Source organism: Peribacillus saganii (genome assembly GCF_003429095.1).
GTDB lineage: Bacteria > Bacillota > Bacilli > Bacillales > DSM-1321 > Peribacillus > Peribacillus saganii.
Window position 1 is genome coordinate 32,153 of record NZ_QVTE01000056.1, and the last position, 17,819, is coordinate 49,971.

General features: G+C 40.8%; 15 protein-coding genes. 3 read left to right on the top strand and 12 right to left on the bottom strand.

Annotation, left to right across the window (positions count from 1 at the left end):
- The first annotated feature begins 611 nt into the window (after positions 1-611).
- The gene (locus tag D0469_RS18745; RefSeq protein ID WP_117328260.1) at positions 612-800 is read left to right on the top strand and encodes a YhzD family protein; all 189 of its coding nucleotides are present in this window, start codon (positions 612-614) and stop codon (positions 798-800) included.
- 101 nt (positions 801-901) lie between these two features.
- On the opposite strand, the gene D0469_RS18750 is transcribed toward D0469_RS18745, so the two are convergent.
- A complete protein-coding gene (locus tag D0469_RS18750) occupies positions 902-1,669 on the bottom strand; it encodes an enoyl-CoA hydratase (RefSeq protein WP_117328299.1) in 768 nt (255 codons plus the stop codon).
- A 298-nt stretch (positions 1,670-1,967) separates the two neighbouring features.
- Between D0469_RS18750 and D0469_RS18755 the strand changes: the two genes are divergently transcribed.
- Together D0469_RS18755 and bioB are read left to right on the top strand one after the other, a co-directional pair.
- Positions 1,968-2,564 (top strand): biotin transporter BioY, encoded by a 597-nt coding sequence (locus tag D0469_RS18755; protein ID WP_117328261.1) that lies wholly within the window; start codon positions 1,968-1,970, stop codon positions 2,562-2,564.
- Positions 2,565-2,739: 175 nt separating this feature from the next.
- A complete protein-coding gene (gene bioB, locus D0469_RS18760) occupies positions 2,740-3,741 on the top strand; it encodes a biotin synthase BioB (RefSeq protein ID WP_117328262.1) in 1,002 nt (333 codons plus the stop codon).
- Between the two features lie 309 nt (positions 3,742-4,050).
- Here the strand turns inward: bioB and D0469_RS18765 are convergent, their stop codons facing one another.
- The 11 genes from D0469_RS18765 to D0469_RS18815 form a co-directional block, all read right to left on the bottom strand.
- A complete protein-coding gene (locus D0469_RS18765; RefSeq protein WP_117328263.1) occupies positions 4,051-5,331 on the bottom strand; it encodes an MFS transporter in 1,281 nt (426 codons plus the stop codon).
- Positions 5,332-5,835: 504 nt separating this feature from the next.
- Positions 5,836-6,999 carry a levoglucosan dehydrogenase gene (locus tag D0469_RS18770; RefSeq protein ID WP_117328264.1) on the bottom strand — a complete coding sequence of 388 codons (1,164 nt, stop codon included), beginning with the start codon at positions 6,997-6,999 and terminating at the stop codon, positions 5,836-5,838.
- A gap of 79 nt (positions 7,000-7,078) precedes the next feature.
- A complete protein-coding gene (locus tag D0469_RS18775; RefSeq protein ID WP_117328265.1) occupies positions 7,079-7,885 on the bottom strand; it encodes a sugar phosphate isomerase/epimerase family protein in 807 nt (268 codons plus the stop codon).
- Between the two features lie 408 nt (positions 7,886-8,293).
- Complete coding sequence (locus D0469_RS18780) at positions 8,294-9,265, bottom strand: sugar phosphate isomerase/epimerase family protein (RefSeq protein ID WP_117328266.1); 972 nt, start codon at positions 9,263-9,265, stop codon at positions 8,294-8,296.
- Positions 9,262-10,434, bottom strand: coding sequence for a Gfo/Idh/MocA family protein (locus tag D0469_RS18785; protein WP_117328267.1), 1,173 nt, complete (start codon positions 10,432-10,434; stop codon positions 9,262-9,264). The genes D0469_RS18780 and D0469_RS18785 overlap by 4 nt, the downstream gene beginning before the upstream one ends.
- A gap of 380 nt (positions 10,435-10,814) precedes the next feature.
- Positions 10,815-11,615, bottom strand: a complete 801-nt coding sequence (locus tag D0469_RS18790; RefSeq protein ID WP_117328268.1) for an SDR family NAD(P)-dependent oxidoreductase — start codon at positions 11,613-11,615, stop codon at positions 10,815-10,817.
- Complete coding sequence (locus tag D0469_RS18795) at positions 11,612-11,932, bottom strand: putative quinol monooxygenase (protein WP_117328269.1); 321 nt, start codon at positions 11,930-11,932, stop codon at positions 11,612-11,614. Before D0469_RS18795 ends, D0469_RS18790 begins: the two co-directional genes overlap by 4 nt.
- A gap of 571 nt (positions 11,933-12,503) precedes the next feature.
- Positions 12,504-13,496 carry an ABC transporter permease gene (locus tag D0469_RS18800; RefSeq protein WP_117328270.1) on the bottom strand — a complete coding sequence of 331 codons (993 nt, stop codon included), beginning with the start codon at positions 13,494-13,496 and terminating at the stop codon, positions 12,504-12,506.
- Entirely contained in the window at positions 13,477-14,976 is a 1,500-nt protein-coding gene (locus D0469_RS18805) for a sugar ABC transporter ATP-binding protein (RefSeq protein WP_199478572.1), read from the bottom strand. Before D0469_RS18805 ends, D0469_RS18800 begins: the two co-directional genes overlap by 20 nt.
- A gap of 150 nt (positions 14,977-15,126) precedes the next feature.
- Positions 15,127-16,299: a substrate-binding domain-containing protein gene (locus D0469_RS18810; RefSeq protein ID WP_117328271.1), complete on the bottom strand. Its 1,173-nt coding sequence runs from the start codon at positions 16,297-16,299 to the stop codon at positions 15,127-15,129.
- 428 nt (positions 16,300-16,727) lie between these two features.
- A complete protein-coding gene (locus tag D0469_RS18815; RefSeq protein ID WP_117328272.1) occupies positions 16,728-17,735 on the bottom strand; it encodes a LacI family DNA-binding transcriptional regulator in 1,008 nt (335 codons plus the stop codon).
- Positions 17,736-17,819: the final 84 nt, after the last annotated feature.

A 17,819-nucleotide genomic window follows, 5' to 3' on the forward strand; every position in this document is an offset into this window, starting at 1 on the left:
GTAGGTTATATATTTAAATTTCGAAAATCGTTTAATAGTTCTCCCTGGGCCAGCGATAGGAGTATCTATCCACCAGCAAAAACAACCCTGCCCCATTTAACGGCACGGCTGTTGTACGAAAATAGTATTTCCATCAGTTTTCAATCCCCTCCGCCGCCTCCATCTCCACCACTTGATCCTCCACTGTCAGAATCACTGCCCGAATGTGTAAAGAAGTCCGCCAATGTCCAGTTGATATTATCAGAGGTGCTGTAGCTTTTCTTCCTTTTTGATTTCTTATATTTAGAGGTTAATAGCAGCTTTTCTATTTAGACGCATTCCAAAATAAATGGTTGCGCATACGATAATCAGCAAAATCAACATTCCCGAAAACCAAGGCACATTATTTCTCCCCCCGAGCAAACATCTCATAAAACACTATTGACTAATTAATCTACGGCTAATACTTGCAGAAGTTTCAAATAAAACCCTGACTTAATTATAAAGAAAACAAGAATTCAAAAAAATACTTAGTTAACTTCTTTTTTCATTTTGCGAATACACTTTACAAACCATAAAATGATATGCAAAAATAAATGATATCTGAATTTTTAAACAAAGGGGTTTACATAATGGGTAGGACATATAAATTAACTGTATTTGAGCAAGATGGAGAAAAGCTGCTAGATGAATCTTTTCAGGCGGAAACTGATGAGCAGGCAAAGGAACTCGGAGAAACCCTATTAAGAGAAAAAGATCTTTATGACAAAACACATCGCTGTACCTCTCCAGCAGGCAAGCTTGTTCTGTTTCACCGGTAAACAAATATCAATTAGATTACTCCTGTTTCCATGAATAACAGGGCTGGTTTTATTTTCAGCAAAGGAACCCCGAGTCAACATTTGACCGGGGTTTCCTTTTATCATTTTCCAGTAAAATTCGGCTTTCTTTTTTCAACAAACGCCGTGATTCCTTCTTTATGGTCTTCAGTTGTTCTCATTTTGTCCTGGCCGTATTTTTCAAGCTCCAGGATTTTTAGCAGCAGCGGCCGGTTTCTTTCAGCCAGTATTTTCTTCGTTTTAATCATTGCTTGGACAGGTTTGCTCAGCCATTCCTGTACCTTCTTTTCAACCGATAAGTCAAGGTCTTCGGCAATCTCATTAATAAGGTTCTTTTCCAGTGCTTCAGCCGGGCTCATAACTTTTCCTTCCCAAATTAGTTCTTTTGCCCTTACTTCTCCAAGCCTTCTTTCAAGGAAAAAATGCGCTCCTCCATCAGGGATTAATCCGATACCAATGAAATTCATTGCCAGCTTGCTTCCCTCTTTAGCAATCGTATAATCGGTAGCAAGCGCAATGCTTAGGCCAAGCCCAGCCGCTGCCCCATGGATAGCGCTAATTGTCAGCTTCGGCATACAATACAAGGTCGTTACTAGTTCATTAATGCAATCCATAACATTTTTGAAGTCGCCCGTGCCATTCAACATCCATTTAATATCTCCGCCGGATGAAAACGCTTTTCCATTTCCTTTTAGTATAACAATATCAATACTATCATCGCTGTTCAGCTCTTTCAGCTTACAAACCATTTCACTCAACATGTCACCATTCATCGCATTCATGGATTCCGGGCGGTTTAACTCCACCGTTGCCACTCTGCCAGCATATGTAACAATTACCGGCTGGATCATTGAAGTCGTTTCTGTACTCACTAATTTCCCTCCCGATTAACTTTTGGTTCATCGCTGCTGCTGCCAAACCTGAATATATATTAACAGGCAGCTATGATATAAATTAAAATTTCCTGCACACGTAAATTATACAGCGCTTTCATTCACTTGAAAAAGAATTTATTCCAAAAGTACCATTTTTTTAAGAAACATCACTGCCAATGCAATGATAAATGTTAACTATAATATTTTTTTGGTTGACATTAAATAATTAATTAAATTATTCTCAATATATAACTTATTTCCAAAGGAGATCACAATGAACAAAAAACTTAGGACGATTGACATTACGCTTATTGGTATGTTTGTTGCTTTGATGGCCATTGGAGCCAACATTACGACTATTGCCCCATTTCTGGTAGTGGGCGGAGTCCCCATTACATTACAAACTTTTTTTGCCATATTGGCAGGAGCAGTTCTAGGCAGCCGGCTCGGCGCAGTTGCAATGATTGTTTATACATTGGTCGGCCTAGTTGGTGCCCCGGTTTTTTCAAAATTTAGCGGCGGCATCTCCTCCATCGTGAGCCCTACCTTCGGCTTTATCGTTTCATTTATTTTTACAGCCTATATTACAGGTAAAATCATCGAGAAAAAGCGTGTTATTACTGTTTATGTCTCGGCAGCTTTAATTGGTATGGCCGTTAACTATTTGTTCGGGACGAACTGGATGTACTTTGCTTACAAATTCTGGGCTGCTGCTCCAGAAGGTTTTACCTATAAATTAGCCTGGCTATGGATGGTTGCTCCGCTGCCAAAGGATATTATTTTAGCGGTATGCGCAGGCTTTATGGGATTGAGGCTGGAAAAAACAGTGTTAGCAAGAAGCCAGTTCAGAAAATTTAACCGGGCTGCTTAAGAAAAGCCCAAGCGCCCTGGCAGAAGAAGAATGGCTAAAACCGGCACTTTCATCTCTTGTGCGTCGGGGCTTTATTTTCCTACGGAAAAAAAGTGGCTGGGCGATGGAGCTAGACATCTGTACTGGTTATAAATTTTATACTTTCTTATTTCAGAAAAAAATTGGAGGTAACATGATGGGTGATTGGAAGCAACTTTCGATAAAGGCTTTAGAAGGGCATGATTTAACGAATGAAGAAGCTTTATCTGTTCTAGACTGTCCTGACGAGGAGCTTCTTGAGCTTCTTCAAGCCGCTTATACAGTTCGAAGCCATTACTATGGAAATAAAGTGAAGCTTAATATGATTATTAATACTAAATCTGGACTTTGCCCGGAAAACTGCGGATATTGTTCACAATCCAGTGTCTCAACCGCGCCCATTGAAAAATACCGAATGGTTGATAAGGATACAATTTTAAAAGGTGCCCAACAAGCATACAACCTGAATGTAGGAACATATTGCATTGTCGCAAGCGGACGTGGTCCAAGCAACAAAGATGTGGACAATGTAGTTTCAGCTGTAGAGGAAATCAAGGAGAAATTCAACCTCAAGGTCTGTGCCTGCCTTGGACTGTTAAAGCCGGAGCAAGCAGCCAGACTAAAGGAAGCTGGCGTAGACCGCTATAATCATAATATCAATACTTCCGAGCGCCATCATGAATCTATCACAACCTCTCATACATACCAAAATCGAGTCGATACTGTTGAGCTAATCAAAGAAGCAGGAATTTCCCCTTGCTCAGGAGTCATCATGGGGATGAAAGAGACAAAGCAGGACGTAGTCGATATGGCCAGAAGCTTAAAAGTATTGGACGCTGATTCAATCCCGGTTAATTTCCTGCACGCCATTGACGGTACACCGCTGGAAGGAACTGACGAACTGAATCCTCGATATTGCCTTAAAGTTCTTTGCCTAATGCGATTTATTAACCCAACGAAAGAAATACGTATATCCGGCGGACGTGAAGTCAATTTAAGAAGCCTGCAGCCGTTAGGACTTTATCCGGCAAACTCCATATTTGTCGGGGACTATCTCACAACAGCCGGCCAGGAAAGCACCGCTGATCACCAGATGCTGAAGGATTTGGGGTTTGAAGTAGATTTTGTAAAAAGTGACAGCGACGCAGTTTACAGTTAAAAAAAAGATTTGCATGTAATTTGTTAGTTTTGGACAGCGGATCAAATATGTTCGCTAGTAAACCAGCAATTTTAGCTAGTAATTTAGAGTTGTTCAAAAATTTTTTAAAAGCTATTGTGTTGAATCGTTTCTTTTGCATACTGCTTATTGCTAGTAATGCCACTTAAGAGCGATTCTTCTTTTTGTGCAACATACAAGAGGTCTGACCCACTGTTATTATCCGAACATGAAGTTTCATGCTTTGGATTAACTGAAAGCCAGACCCCTGCTTTTATATTTACAATAATTAATTTACATTGAGAGTATTTTTTACACGTTTTGTTCCTTTAATGCAACTTTTCTCTCCATTTGTTCCTCTTCTTCAGGCAGTTTCATGAATTTCATTAAAACGGCTCCGCTAAAATATAGGATAGCGAATATCCAAATTACCCCTTCAGCACCAATACTATTGATGAACAAACCAACAATTGCCGGAGCGATGAAGTAAGACATCCCTGCTCCAAAGCTTACAATAGCCATTGCTGATCCTTTTTGATCGGGTGCTAAAGCAGTTACTAGCGCGGAAAGTGGTACGAAGCCACAAAGAACAATTCCAAAAATAATTGCCACCAATGTCATGACCCAGAAATTATGGCCAACGATCTGCGGTGTATAAAATATTACCAATGTCATGACACCGCAGCCGACACTGCCGAGCCATTGAACTGTCCTGCGCCAGCCTAACCATCTGTCACTGATGTATGGGATGATCAGGTTAAATATGATGTTCGCAAACCAAAAGGTTCCCCAAATTGTCAGCCATTCTCCAGTGGTATAATTATATTCGGAAGCCAAATAAATAGGGAAAAAGATAGGAAGTGCCCCTACTCCGACTGAATTGATGATACGAACCAGTCCGCCAATTGCTACTTTTGGCTTTTCAATGCAGACCGTAAATCCGCTCAATAGACTTTTAAGTTTATCCTTTGCGTCACCCTTGTTCTCGCTAACTTTGTCATTGCCGACAACTAAAAGCCCAGCAATTCCGCCAACCAGAACCCAGATAACCGCACTCCACAACAGTCCCATATATCCAATGCGATCAGTCATGAAAGCAGGGAAATAACTTCCTACCACATACAGTCCGCCGCTCCATGCAGCCCAGAACAGGCCGACTGCCGTAGCCATAATTCGCTTCGGACTGCGATACGTTACCCACACTAAAAACGAATAACAAAAGAAAGGATAGCCAATCCCACGGAGCGCATAGGTTGGAAGCATCGCTGCATAACTATGCTGCTTTAAACCTAATTCAATGAAAAGGATTTGGCCAATCAGCCAGGTGACCAGCCCGATAAGCATTACCTTTCTTGGCCCCCACATTTCCGTAAGCACTCCTGAAAAGTAAGCTGCAACCGCCAATACTGCTCCATAAGCTGTAAAAAGTGTTGCTGCCTGTTGAACGGTCAACCCCTGTTCAATTAAATAAGGAGACAGCCATGCATGTTCGAGACCATCACCAGCCATAAAGACAAGCATTGCGACAAAGCCCCAAACCATTTTTGTAGGCAGGCCGCCAATCGTACGTGTATTGTCTAAGCCTGGGTTCATTTCTTAACACCTCATTGTTGTAGTTTATTCCTTAGTTGCCAGGCACCCCTCATCGAGTGTCTACATTGGGTATAAACAAGAATTTATTAATTGCGCACAATTTAATTACTGCTTGAATCCATTTTCCACTTGTTTTTCATAGATTTTCAAGATCGCATCGGTGCCACATTGAAATATGACAGATAAATTGAAAAATCCGACTAGGCGGGACATATATTTGAACGGAAATACCAGAAATCAGAGCTTCCATTACATTCGTTATGAAAAAAGCACGAATCTTTTAATAATTTTTTTCTGGAAGACAAGGGAATGTTCCTTGGCTCCGTGACATACTGTTTTGTTTCTTAATTTCACTGATAACTTGTAATTATTATGATGGATATCATTATTTTTTGTGTAAACGTTTTCGTAAGTAAATAAAAATTGCCGTTCCACATCAAAATCTTAAGGAGGCTGCTTGAAAGCAGCCCCTAGTACATTAAAATCTGCCCACTTTGTTTCTATTTACAGCTTTACCCATTGACCTTTTTCAGCTGATTCAAGGATGGCATCCGCAATCAATTCGATTTGATATCCATCATTGAAGTTTGGGGAAGCTTGCGTGTCTTCTACAATCGCTTTAAAGAAGTCGTGAGTTTCAATGATTTTTGTTTCTCCGTAACCAATACCGAGTGCAGGAATTGGCCATAATGCTTCTCCATATGGTGTAGCCGGACCAGTATAAACTGTTCTAAAACCTTTTGCATCGCTTGGATCATCAGCGAAAGATACTTGAAGCTCGTCACGGCGCTCATAGTTGAAAACAAGGGAACCTTTTGTACCATGGATTTCAAAAGTAAGGAAGTTGTTGCGTCCCCATGCATTACGTGTTGCTTCAATCGTTCCGATTGCTCCGTTATCAAACTTAACCATTGTGATGAACTCATCATCTACATCTACGGTTCCTTTTGGAGTATCTTCTGCACCACTCTTAACAGTACCAAGCTTGTCTACTCCGCCGGATTGTATTGGACGTTCCGGAATCCATGTTTTTGTCATGGCATTTACGTCTGTAATTTCCCCAACAAGATAGCGGGCAAAATCAACTACGTGTGTTCCGATATCACCTAAAGCTCCAGATCCGGCAATTTTCTTCTGGAAACGCCATGAAAGCGGTGAGTTTGGATCAGCAGACCAATCTTGCAGATATGTGCCGCGGAAGCTGAGGATTTCTCCGATTCTTCCTTCTTCAATATATTTTTTAGCAAGTGCAACAGCAGGGGTTCTTCTATAATTAAAAGCAACCGCATGTTTTACGCCTGCAGCTTGTACAGCTTCCAGCATAGTTTTTGCTTCTTCCGCACCGAGGGCAAGCGGTTTTTCAGAAATAATATGTTTTCCGGCTTTTGCCGCGGCAATTGCAATTTCAGCGTGAGTATTGTTTGGAGTACAAATGTCAATGATATCGATTTCCGGATCGTTGACTACCGCTCTCCAATCAGTTGAGTAATTATCAAATCCTAATTTTGCAGCTGCATCTTTTGCCAATTCTTCATTAACATCCACAACTGTGTGGCGGTGCGGGATTGCCGGTGCCGGCCAGAAAAACATTGGCATTGCTGCATATGCAAGTGCATGCGCTTTCCCCATAAATCCTCCGCCAATCATACCTACGTTCAATTTTTTCATGATTTTGTCCTCCTCTAAATTAACTGATAATGATTTAAGTTATTCTGTCATATATTCATGAAACTTCTGGATTATTTACCTACACAAGGTCCGCCAAAAACTTACGGCTAATTTCAGCGCCTTTTTTTGGATCAGCATAGCTGTCTAACTCTACAGTAATCCAGCCGTCATAGCTTGCTTCATTTAGAACTTTCAGCATTTCATCAAATTTTTGATTTCCTTCGCCTAATGGCAAAAACTCACCGTCTTTATAATCTTTAAAATGTACGTATTTAATACGATCTGCGTATTTTTTAATAACCTCAACCGGATCTCCGCCGCCTGCTTCAATATGAGCAGTGTCCGGCACTAAATTTATCTTTGTTAATGGCATAAGTTTATCTAGCTGTTCAGGAGCTTGGACACATGTACCAAGATGCGGATGATAGCTTGGTACAAGGTTGTATTTTTCAGCGATCTCTATAACTGTGTTAAGAGCATCCCCTAATGCTTTGTAATCGCTCTCTTTAACGCCATTGCTACGGATGGCTCCACCGCCGATAACAAGATGTTCGGCGCCTAGTTCAGAAGCAAATGCGGCAACGCTTTCAATTTTGGCCAATTCTTCTTCTAATATGTCAGGAAAAATAAAGTTTCCACCGGTATACACGCCAACAAATTTCAAAGAGAGTTCATTCATTAGTGACTTGAATTCTTCTTTCTTATCTATATACTGCATTAGGTTTCCATCAAATAGTTCGAAACCTTCATACCCTGCAGCTGCAATATCCCTTAGTGCTTCTTCTGTAGAACCTGGAGTAAGATAATACAGATCCTTTACTGAAGTAACGCCGGCAGGATGGCCAACTACGCCGCCCCATGTATTTGTTTGATAGCCTAGTTTCATTATTTATCCCTCCACTATTATTTAAAAAGGTTTTGTTATGAATTGAAGCTGCGTGCCGCCTCACCTCCTAAGGTCTTCATAACATCACAGATTGTTAGTCATCTGAATGTATCCCGAAAAACATGTAATCGATTACATCAACTTTTAAAAAAAGATTGATAATATTCACAAACACATATCATTCATTTTTTTGTCTTTTAGTATAATGATACCGTTTTCAGCCTTCATATCGATTGAACATTGTTTGAACAATTAATACTGTATGAAACTATTGTAATCGATTACATTGATAAATACAATCTTTTTATCTTACTTTTTAATTTCCTTTTTTGGACAAATTACAATTCTATCAATCTATAAATAACACTGCCTCATTTTAGCAGCTCTGTTGTTTATAGATGAAGAACCTTACGCCCACCACATTTCTGTCATTTGTTCCTTGAACATCACGCTTTTAAGCAAGCCGATTGCCTTACCTAGGCCTTCATCAACGGAAGCAAGCATATCCTCATGCTCAATTGATATCACATAGTCATAACCTATAGCCCGAAGAGTACTTACGATATCCTTCCATGCCTTTTCATCCTGGCCATATCCTACTGACCTGAATGACCATGAACGGTTTACAATATCACTGTAATGCTTGGTATCCAAAACACCGTTAACTTGAATATTAGCTTGATCCAAATACGTATCTTTGGCGTGAACATGAAAAATTGCTTTTTCCTGTCCAAGTTTTTTTATGGCCTCTACCGGATTTATTCCCTGCCAAATAAGATGGCTTGGATCAAAATTCGCACCAATTACTGGTCCTACATTCGCTCTTAATTTCAATAATGTTTCAGGATTATAAACCACAAACCCCGGATGCATTTCAAACGCAATCTGGTTGATTCCATGAGACTCGGCATACTTTGCTTCTTCTTTCCAATAAGGTATTACTATCTCATTCCACTGCCAATTTAGAATTTCTGTATACTCAGGTGGCCAGGAACACGTTACCCAGTTTGGAAATTTTGCGCCAGGATGGTCGCCAGGACATCCCGAAAAACCATTAATTACTGGAATCTCTAACCGTTCTGCCAGCAAGACAGTTTTTTTCCAGACTTCATGTGATTCTTTTGCTACCTTTTTATCTGGATGAAGAGGGTTGCCATGACAACTTAAACCACTAATCGTCAACCCCCTGCTATTGACTGCATTTTGGAATAACTTTAATTTTTCCGGGCTGTTTAATAACTCATCCGGGTTACAATGGCTGTTCCCCGGATAATTACCTGTCCCCAATTCAACTGTCTCTACTCCCATTTCAGCAAGCTTATCCAGCATTGCTTCAAAAGGCAGATTCTGATAAAGCGGAGTAAATACACCTAGTTTCATGATTGAACCTCCTGTTGAACTTTTACCCATTTTTGCTGTTGATGGCTTTCCAGAATCGCATCAGTAATGCACATTGAAATATGACCATCTTCAAATGTCGCAAAATTTGTTTTATCCTTCGCCGGATCTTTGCCTTCTCTAATGAAGGTATAATAATTCAGCATCATATTTTTTAAAGCATCTGGCCAGCCTTCATTATGGCCGCCAGGATGATGGATCGCTGATCTTGCTTCCGGTGAAAACAGAGCTGCGTCGGCGAGAAGCATTTCATTTGGATTGTCTCTATGACCAATCCACAGCTTTTCAGGTTCTTCCTGATTCCAGAATGCAGAGCTTTTGCTTCCGGAAATTTCAAAGCTAAGTCTGTTTTTCCGTCCAGCACTTACTTGTGATACTGTAAATACACCTTTTGATCCATCTTCAAAGCGGACAAGCACGGATGCATAGTCCTCTGTATGAATCGGAACATCTTCATATATGACTTCTTCAGTGTTCTGTGCGCCAAATGTAGCTACATTCGACATTGGCTTCTTTCTTACCGGAATCACTGTGGCTAAATCGGCAAATACCTCGACTATTTTTTTCCCGGTCACATATTGAACGGTGTCGCACCAATGGGAACCGATGTCCGCGACAGCACGTGTTTTGCCGCCTACCTCAGGGGCTAAGCGCCAATTATAATCTGTTTCATACAAAAGCCAATCCTGCAGATAGCTTCCATGGACCAAATTCACCTTGCCCAGATCTCCGTGTCCGATTTTTGCATGAAGGTTTTGCACGCTAGGGAACTGTCTGTAATTAAAGTTAACACCGTGGACGACACCATGCTCTTGTGCCAATGCCAGTAACTCGGCGGATTCTTTGCTGTCCATAGCGAGCGGTTTTTCAGATAGCACATGCTTACCTGCCAAGATAATCTCTCTATTAATCTCAAAGTGGAGATTGTTCGGCGTACAATTATGGACAACCTGAATTTCACTGTCCTTCAGCATGTCGCGGAAATCGCCATACGCTTTTGGAATTCCAAGTTCAGCCGCTTTTTTTTCCGCTGATTCCTGGCTGCTCCCCGCCAGAGCCACTACTTCTACAAAACCAAGCCTTCTGATTGCTTCAATATGAGTTGGTCCGATAAAACCCGTTCCGATAACTCCCACTTTAATTTTTTCCATTGGTTGTCCTCCTCATTACCATACTAGTGCTCTATAATACGTATTTGCCATCAGACATGTAAGTTATTCTATTTCGAGACTAAGAATTAGTTGTAATCGATTACATTTTAATAAAAAAATTTTTTCACTAGTGTTATATTGTTGCTTGATCAATCTATATGTTTATTGTAATCGATTACATTTAATCAAGCAACACTTTTGCATTGTTTTTTCAAAGCCTTTTGCAAAATACCGCTCTTATATCCGGCAGACATAATGTAAGGCTGACCAAAAGCTATGTATAGGTCAGCCCACCTTAGCGTATTCTTGTTAATTTGTATCGAAAACGACTTAATAACTACACAAACCCACCATGCGACGCGAATTTTAATTGTCTCTTTTTATTGACTTGCTACAGAACCGCCATCTACACGGAGGTTGACTCCATTAATAAAGGAAGCTTGACTTGATGCAAGGTACACTACTGCGGAAGCCACTTCTTCTACTGTTCCTGGACGTTTTACTTCAACATGAGGCCTATTTTCCTTTAAAAATTGCAAAACCGCGTCCTCATAGGTTATTTTCTGTTTTTCGGCATTATCTTTTAACAGGTTCTCCAGCATTGGAGTCATAATGAAAGCCGGAGAAACGGTATTTACTAAAATTCCCTGATCGGCATATGCTTTGGATAGGCTTTTCGTAAAATTATTAAGCGCCGCTTTTGAAGCATTATAATGAGGCATAAATGCATCGGGCTGCATGCCAGATTCCGAAGATATATTAATAATCCGACCGTATTTTTCTTTTTTCATATAAGGGATTACCGCTTTTGTTATGCGCACCGCTCCAAATAGGTTAATATCAAAAAGCCTCTGCCAGTCCTCTATTTCCAAGGATTCAAAATCATCAAAGCCACTCGCGACACCTGCATTATTGACAAGAATATCAATTGTTTTGTAGCGTTCAATAGCTCCTGAAACCAGTTTGTCCACATCATCCTGTTTGGATAAATCCGCTTGAATTGAAAGGACGCTTCCACCGCTCTGCTTTATTTCAGTTTCTGCTTCGTTCAAAGCTTCGATGCCCCGGCCACAGATAACAACATTGGCTCCTTCAGCTGCCAAAGCCTTTGCAATGGCTTTACCAATTCCCTTGCTTCCCCCGGTTACAAGGGCTGTTTTGTTCTCTAAATCCAGCTTCACTCGTTATCATTCCTTTCATCATCTTTATTCAAAGCTGATGCTTCGAAAGATTCTACATATATGGCTTCAAGCAAAAAGCACTCTATATCCTTAACGAAAGATGTAAAATGAGCAGTTTCTTCATGTACCTGAATAGCTTCTTGATCTTTCCACTTCTCTACAAACACAAAAGAATTTAACTGGTCCGGTTTCTCAAAAAATTCATAGGTTATATTTCCCTCTTCAGCTTGAGATGGCGCCATTACCTGTTTAACATGTTCAAGAAATTCTTGACGCTGTTTCGGATCAACCTTGAAATATGCGTGAATGATTATCATGCAGGGTTCCTCCTCCTCCTGAGTTTCATATACGTAATACATATTATCTCCTAATTACTAAATAAAGTCTTACATTCAGCTTGATGCCTAAGCAGCTTATCCGTTTCTTAGTAAATTGTCAGAAAAGCGCAAGCGCCCGACTAAGGAACCGACTAACTTCTGCCACGTCCTGTGCCAAACGTCGACGTCAGCACATCCTCACAAAGCTGCCGCTTTGTTTCGTGCGAGGTATCGCTGACGAAGTGTTCCTTGTCCTGTGCAAGTCTGACAGAGTTGTGACGGCTTTTGGTCACAATACAGCATAAGACAAGCTGACAGAGGACCCTTTTTGCCTTCAGAAGCGATTGTTTTTGACCTCGACGGGCTGGGCGCTGAAGCTAGACATCATCCGATATCCATTTATGAGGTGAATCCTTTGCGTCATCACTGGCCATTTGTATCACAAAATTTTTATCTAATTCAATCTAGTATCAAATAAGAATCGAGTATGAACCAGCAGCAACAGAGGATGTTCCCAAATAGGGCACCCTCTGTTTGAAAATCTATGCTATGCGCATTTCACAGTCAGTCCTTATCGTTTAATCGTTTTACGACCGATAGCAACTGCTAAAATAATAATCAAACCTCTGACAATCATTTGTTGGCTAACGTCAAGTCCCATGATGATTAGCCCATTATTTATCGTACCTATCATTAAGGATCCAATAACTGTCCCTACAACTGTTCCTACTCCGCCAGCAAGGGCCGTTCCGCCCAGAATGACAGCAGCAATAACGGAAAGCTCATCGCCTTCACCAAATGTATACCGGCCTGCCTGCATACGGCCTGCGTATAAAATACCTGCGAACCCGGCTGCTAATCCTGTACCGATAAATACCATCAGTTTAACTTTCGCGGTTTTTACCCCAGAGAATTTAGCGGCGCTTTCATTACCGCCTGTAGCAAGAGTTTGTCTGCCAAATGAAGTTTTTCGCAGCAGAATATGTCCCACTAATGCAAATACAAAAGTCCAAACCAGCAAAATCGGAATCGGGCCAAGATCACCGGAACCGAAAAAGAAATTGAAGTTTTGGTCAAGAATCGGTACAGGTGCTGTATTGGTGGACCACATCGCCAATCCCCGGACAATTCCCATCATCCCAAGTGTAACAAGGAAAGAAGGGATAGCTACTTTTGTAATAAGAAGACCGTTAATGAGCCCAATTAAAATTCCAGTTCCCAAGCCAACAACAACGCCGCCAAAAAGTCCAAATCCGGCTTGTATGGCCAATGCTGTAGTCAAAGAAGCCAAGGCTGTGATGGAACCAACCGATAAGTCAATTTCACCGGTGCTGATAACAAATGTCATAGCGACTGCCATGATTGAAATCATAGCCGTTTGACGGAAAATATTCATTAAATTTTGCGATGATAAAAAGCCTTCATCAAATAAACTAATAGAGAAATAGACGAGAACACCTACGAAGGCAATATATACAATATAGTCCCGCCAATCAAATGTTTTTCCAGATTTATAAGGTGCTGCATTTATGGGATCCTTCATTTTAATATCCTTGGATAGCATGTTGAAGTTCCTCCTCCGCTTGAATTTCTTTTCTATTTAGTTCTTTAACCACTCTTCCATCGTGCAATACGATGACTCTGTCACTTACCGCGAGGAGTTCAGGAAGTTCTGATGAAATAACTAAAATCGATTTTCCGCTATCAGCAAGTTCACGGATGATATCAATAATTTCTGTCTTGGCACCAATGTCCACACCAATGGTAGGCTCATCCAATATCAGAACATCCGGATCATTTGCCAGCCACTTTGCCAGCACAATTTTCTGCTGGTTGCCGCCTGATAACAAACTGGTTGTTTTATAAATATTATCCGTCTTGATGTTGAGTTTTTTCACTAATTCATTGGATAATTCTATAGCCTTGCGATCATCAACAAATGGTCCTTTTTTAAGTTTGGAGAGGATTGGAAGGATCATATTTTCCTTAACGCTATGGGCGAGCACAAGCCCCTGCACCCTTCGATCCTCTGGAATTAGAGCGAGGCCTGCTGAAATGGCATCTGTCGGATTTTTAATCGATTGCTTTTCCCCTTTAATAAAAACCTCACCGCTGTCAATTGGGTCTATTCCAAAGATTGAGCGGGCCACTTCCGATCTTCCGCTTCCCATCAAGCCTGCAATACCCAGAATTTCACCAGGATACAGTTTGAAACTTATATCGTTGACCCTAGAACCGGAAGCTAGATTCTTCACTTCCAATATTGGGTTTGAACCGTGCGGATAAGACCGTTCCTGCCATTCAAAAGCTTTATCCATTTCCGCACCAACAATATGCTGGATCACAGTTTCTAAAGGGATATCCTTACAATTTTCCGTAACCATATTTTTACCGTCGCGTAAAATGGTAATTCGGTCACAAATCTCAAATATCTCGTCCATACGGTGTGATATATATATAATAGAAATCCCTTTTCTTTTTAGCTTGTTAATGAACTTGAAAAGAATTTCCGTTTCATTCTTGGTCAATGAAGAAGTCGGTTCATCCATAATTAAAATTTTCGCTTCTTGCGAGAGGGCTTTTGCAATTTCAGTCATTTGCCAATATCCAACTCCAAGATTTCCTACTAATTCATTTGGGTTGATATCAACCTCTAACTCTTTTAAAAGATCCCTTGTTTTTTCAACACACTCTTTGTCATTGAGCAATCCTAATGAAGTTTTTGCTTCTCTTGTTAAAAAGATATTTTCTGCAACGGTCAATGTCGGAATTAAACTGAATTCTTGAAAGATCATAGATATCTTATTAGCTCTGGCATCTTTCATGTCATTGATTGTTACCGGTTTCCCCTCAATAAATACATCTCCGCCATCAGCTGTGTACACACCGGTTAATATTTTCATCAATGTAGATTTACCTGCACCATTCCCCCCCATTAAGGCATGAACTTCGCCTTTTTCGACGGAGAAATCAACTGACTTTAAAACCTCTATCCCATTAAAGGCCTTTGAAATATTTTTCATTGAAAGCATCGTTTGTTCCAACCAATTCACCTTCTTTTTGAAGAGGCAGCTCGGCTGAGCAGCCTCTATGGTATTTGCAGTTTACGTTATTGTTATATCAAGCTAATTTTGGAAACGGCTTCAGCATTTGCTGCTCTATTCAGCCATCTTTAGTGTAAGTATTGCTAGAAATTATTTTGCGGCATTCTGGACCGTTTCAGGAGCGTCCTTAGAGTAAACTAGTTTCCAAGAGTCAAGTACATTGTCTTTAGTTACTTTTAAAGCCGGAACTGCGACATAGGCAGGGGCTTCTTTACCAAGCAAGCCATATGCAGCCAGAATGGCTTCTGAAATTCCCTGGTCAAACGGAAGCTGTGCACCCAAGCCTTTAATATTTCCACCTTGCGCGATATCCAAAGCTACATTCGTTCCAAGGTCGATCGTTGTGATAACAAGGTCATTCTTCCCTGCAGTACGAGCGGCTGCCAAAGCACCCTCAGCCGGAACGTCCCATACTACAAACATGCCATCAAGATCAGGGTTTTTTGTCAGCATACCTGAAGCGACTTTCTCACCATCATTTGGTGCAGCAATTCCACCACGTGCCACAATTTTCATTTCCGGATATTTTTCTTTTACTGTTTTTTCAAATGCTTCTGTACGCTGTTTAGTTACAAAATAATCAGCATCATGATAGATCACACCAATCTTCCCTTTTTCACCCAGCTCTTTTGCCATGATATCGGCAGCCTGTACCCCATTACCGTAGTTATCAGCAGAAACAACGCTGACATAATCCTTGCCTGCTGTTAAGCCACTTGGCGTATTGTCCATGAATACTACTTTAACTCCTGCATCTGATGCTTTTTTAAATGCTCCTGCAGTTGACACTGGGTCAACTGGGATCCCTACTATAATATCCGGCTTTTTAGCTAAAACAGTCTCGATATCTGAAACTTGTTTTTCAGCCTTGAACTGCGCATCGGTAACTGCTACAACTTCTACTCCAAGTCTTTGGAACGCTGCTTTTAACCCGTCAATTTGAGCCGTTGCCCAGTCATTTCCGGCATAGTGCATAACAATCGCAGCTTTATATTTGCCTTCCTTTACTTTGGCAACTTCTTCTTCGGTCAGCTGCAAGGTTTTTGCAGAAACCGCCGTTTCACCATTAGGTCCCTTACTCAAGATTTCCTGATCTCCGGGAATATCCTGGTTAATTGTAAGCGGTCCGGTAGTTGAAAGCGTTACTTCCGGCTCTTTATTCTCCTTGCCTCCTGACGTAGAAGCGCTTTGTTGACCGCAGCCTGCCAAAACAATACTGCCAGCAAATAGAATCGATGCGAATTTAAAATAAGTTTTTTTCATGGTAACCCCCCGTTAATAGTTAGCGTGTATTTCAAATGTAAGTCTTTGCTCATTTCAACGCTTTTTTAAGATTAGGACCTCTGTTCAGTTCAAACATAAACCGATCTTCACATTTGCTTCAGTAAGCACCTTAATCAATGAAGTAAACTGTGGTGCCCTCCTCCTATGGTGTTCATCATTATAAAATTCTTTTTATTAAAACATATTTGATTAATACCGTTAAAGATTAGCCAGTTCCACTGCTGAACAGCTTCACCTCCTTTAATGGACCCACAAAGTGTAATCGATTACATTTTGTGGTAAACTCTTAATACATTTTTTATGCCTTACATAGGTTTTCTTTTATTATCAAATATTATCAGAGCAGTTAGACTGTAATCGTTTACATAATTTCTACTTAAAAAGAGAACGAAAGGCTTTTATCTCCTTTACATTTCTCTTTCTAAAGCTTTGCAGGATTCTCGTACAACAAGCTTATCCTCCAGCATATACTGCTTTTTTTCCAATTCATCGTTATTCATCAGCTTCAGCAATAATTCCATCGCTATTTTTCCGAGTTCAAATGTCGGCTGGGCTATCGTGGTGATGGCAGGTTCGAAAACAGATGCAAACTTGATATCATCAAAGCCCACAACCGAGATATCTTCAGGAACCTTTAATCTCTTGGATTTGATGGCTTTAACCGCTCCGATCGCCATCTCGTCATTTGCGGCAAACACCGCTGTCGGCGGGTGCTCTAAAGCCAAGAATTTCATCATGAGGTTGAAGCCGCTCTCAAATGTGAAGTCTCCCTCCTGGACAAGGAATGGCTCAACAGTGAGGCCGTTCTGAATCATCGCTTGCTGGAATCCTCTTAACCGGTCCCGTCCCACTACTACTCCAAGAGGGCCGGAAATATGCGCAATCCTCTTATGGCCTAATCCAATTAGATAATCTGCAGCCTTTCTGGCGCTGCTGATATTATCTATTGAAACGGTCGGAAGCTTCGAGCCTTCAATGTATTCGCATGCCAGCACTACAGGGTATTCTTGAGCTATTTCCTCCAATAAATTCTGACTGCTTCTCGCTGTTAAGAGGATCATGCCGTCCGCCTTTTTTTGGCGGATAATAGTTAAGTAACCGCTTTCTCTTTCAACAATATTCTCGGTGTCTCCAAGAAGAACCTGATAGCCGTGTTCACTTGCAATTGCCTCTATTCCTCTCAGGACATTGGAGAAAAAAGTATTTGTAATATCAGGAACAACGACAAGAATTGTTTTTGTTTCCAGTCTTCTTAGCTGTCTTGCAAGCAAATTGGGCTGATAGTTCAGTTTTTGAATCGCCTCTAAAACTTTTTCTGCGGTACCGCTCTTTACACTCCCAGTGTTGCTTATCACCCTGGATACTGTTGCTGTAGAGACATTTGCCATTTTGGCAACATCAACTATTCTTACCATTTTGTATTTCCCTTCAAAATTACTATCTTATGAAGTTATTGTAACCGATTACATTTCAGTGCGCAATCTTTTGTTACAAAATTT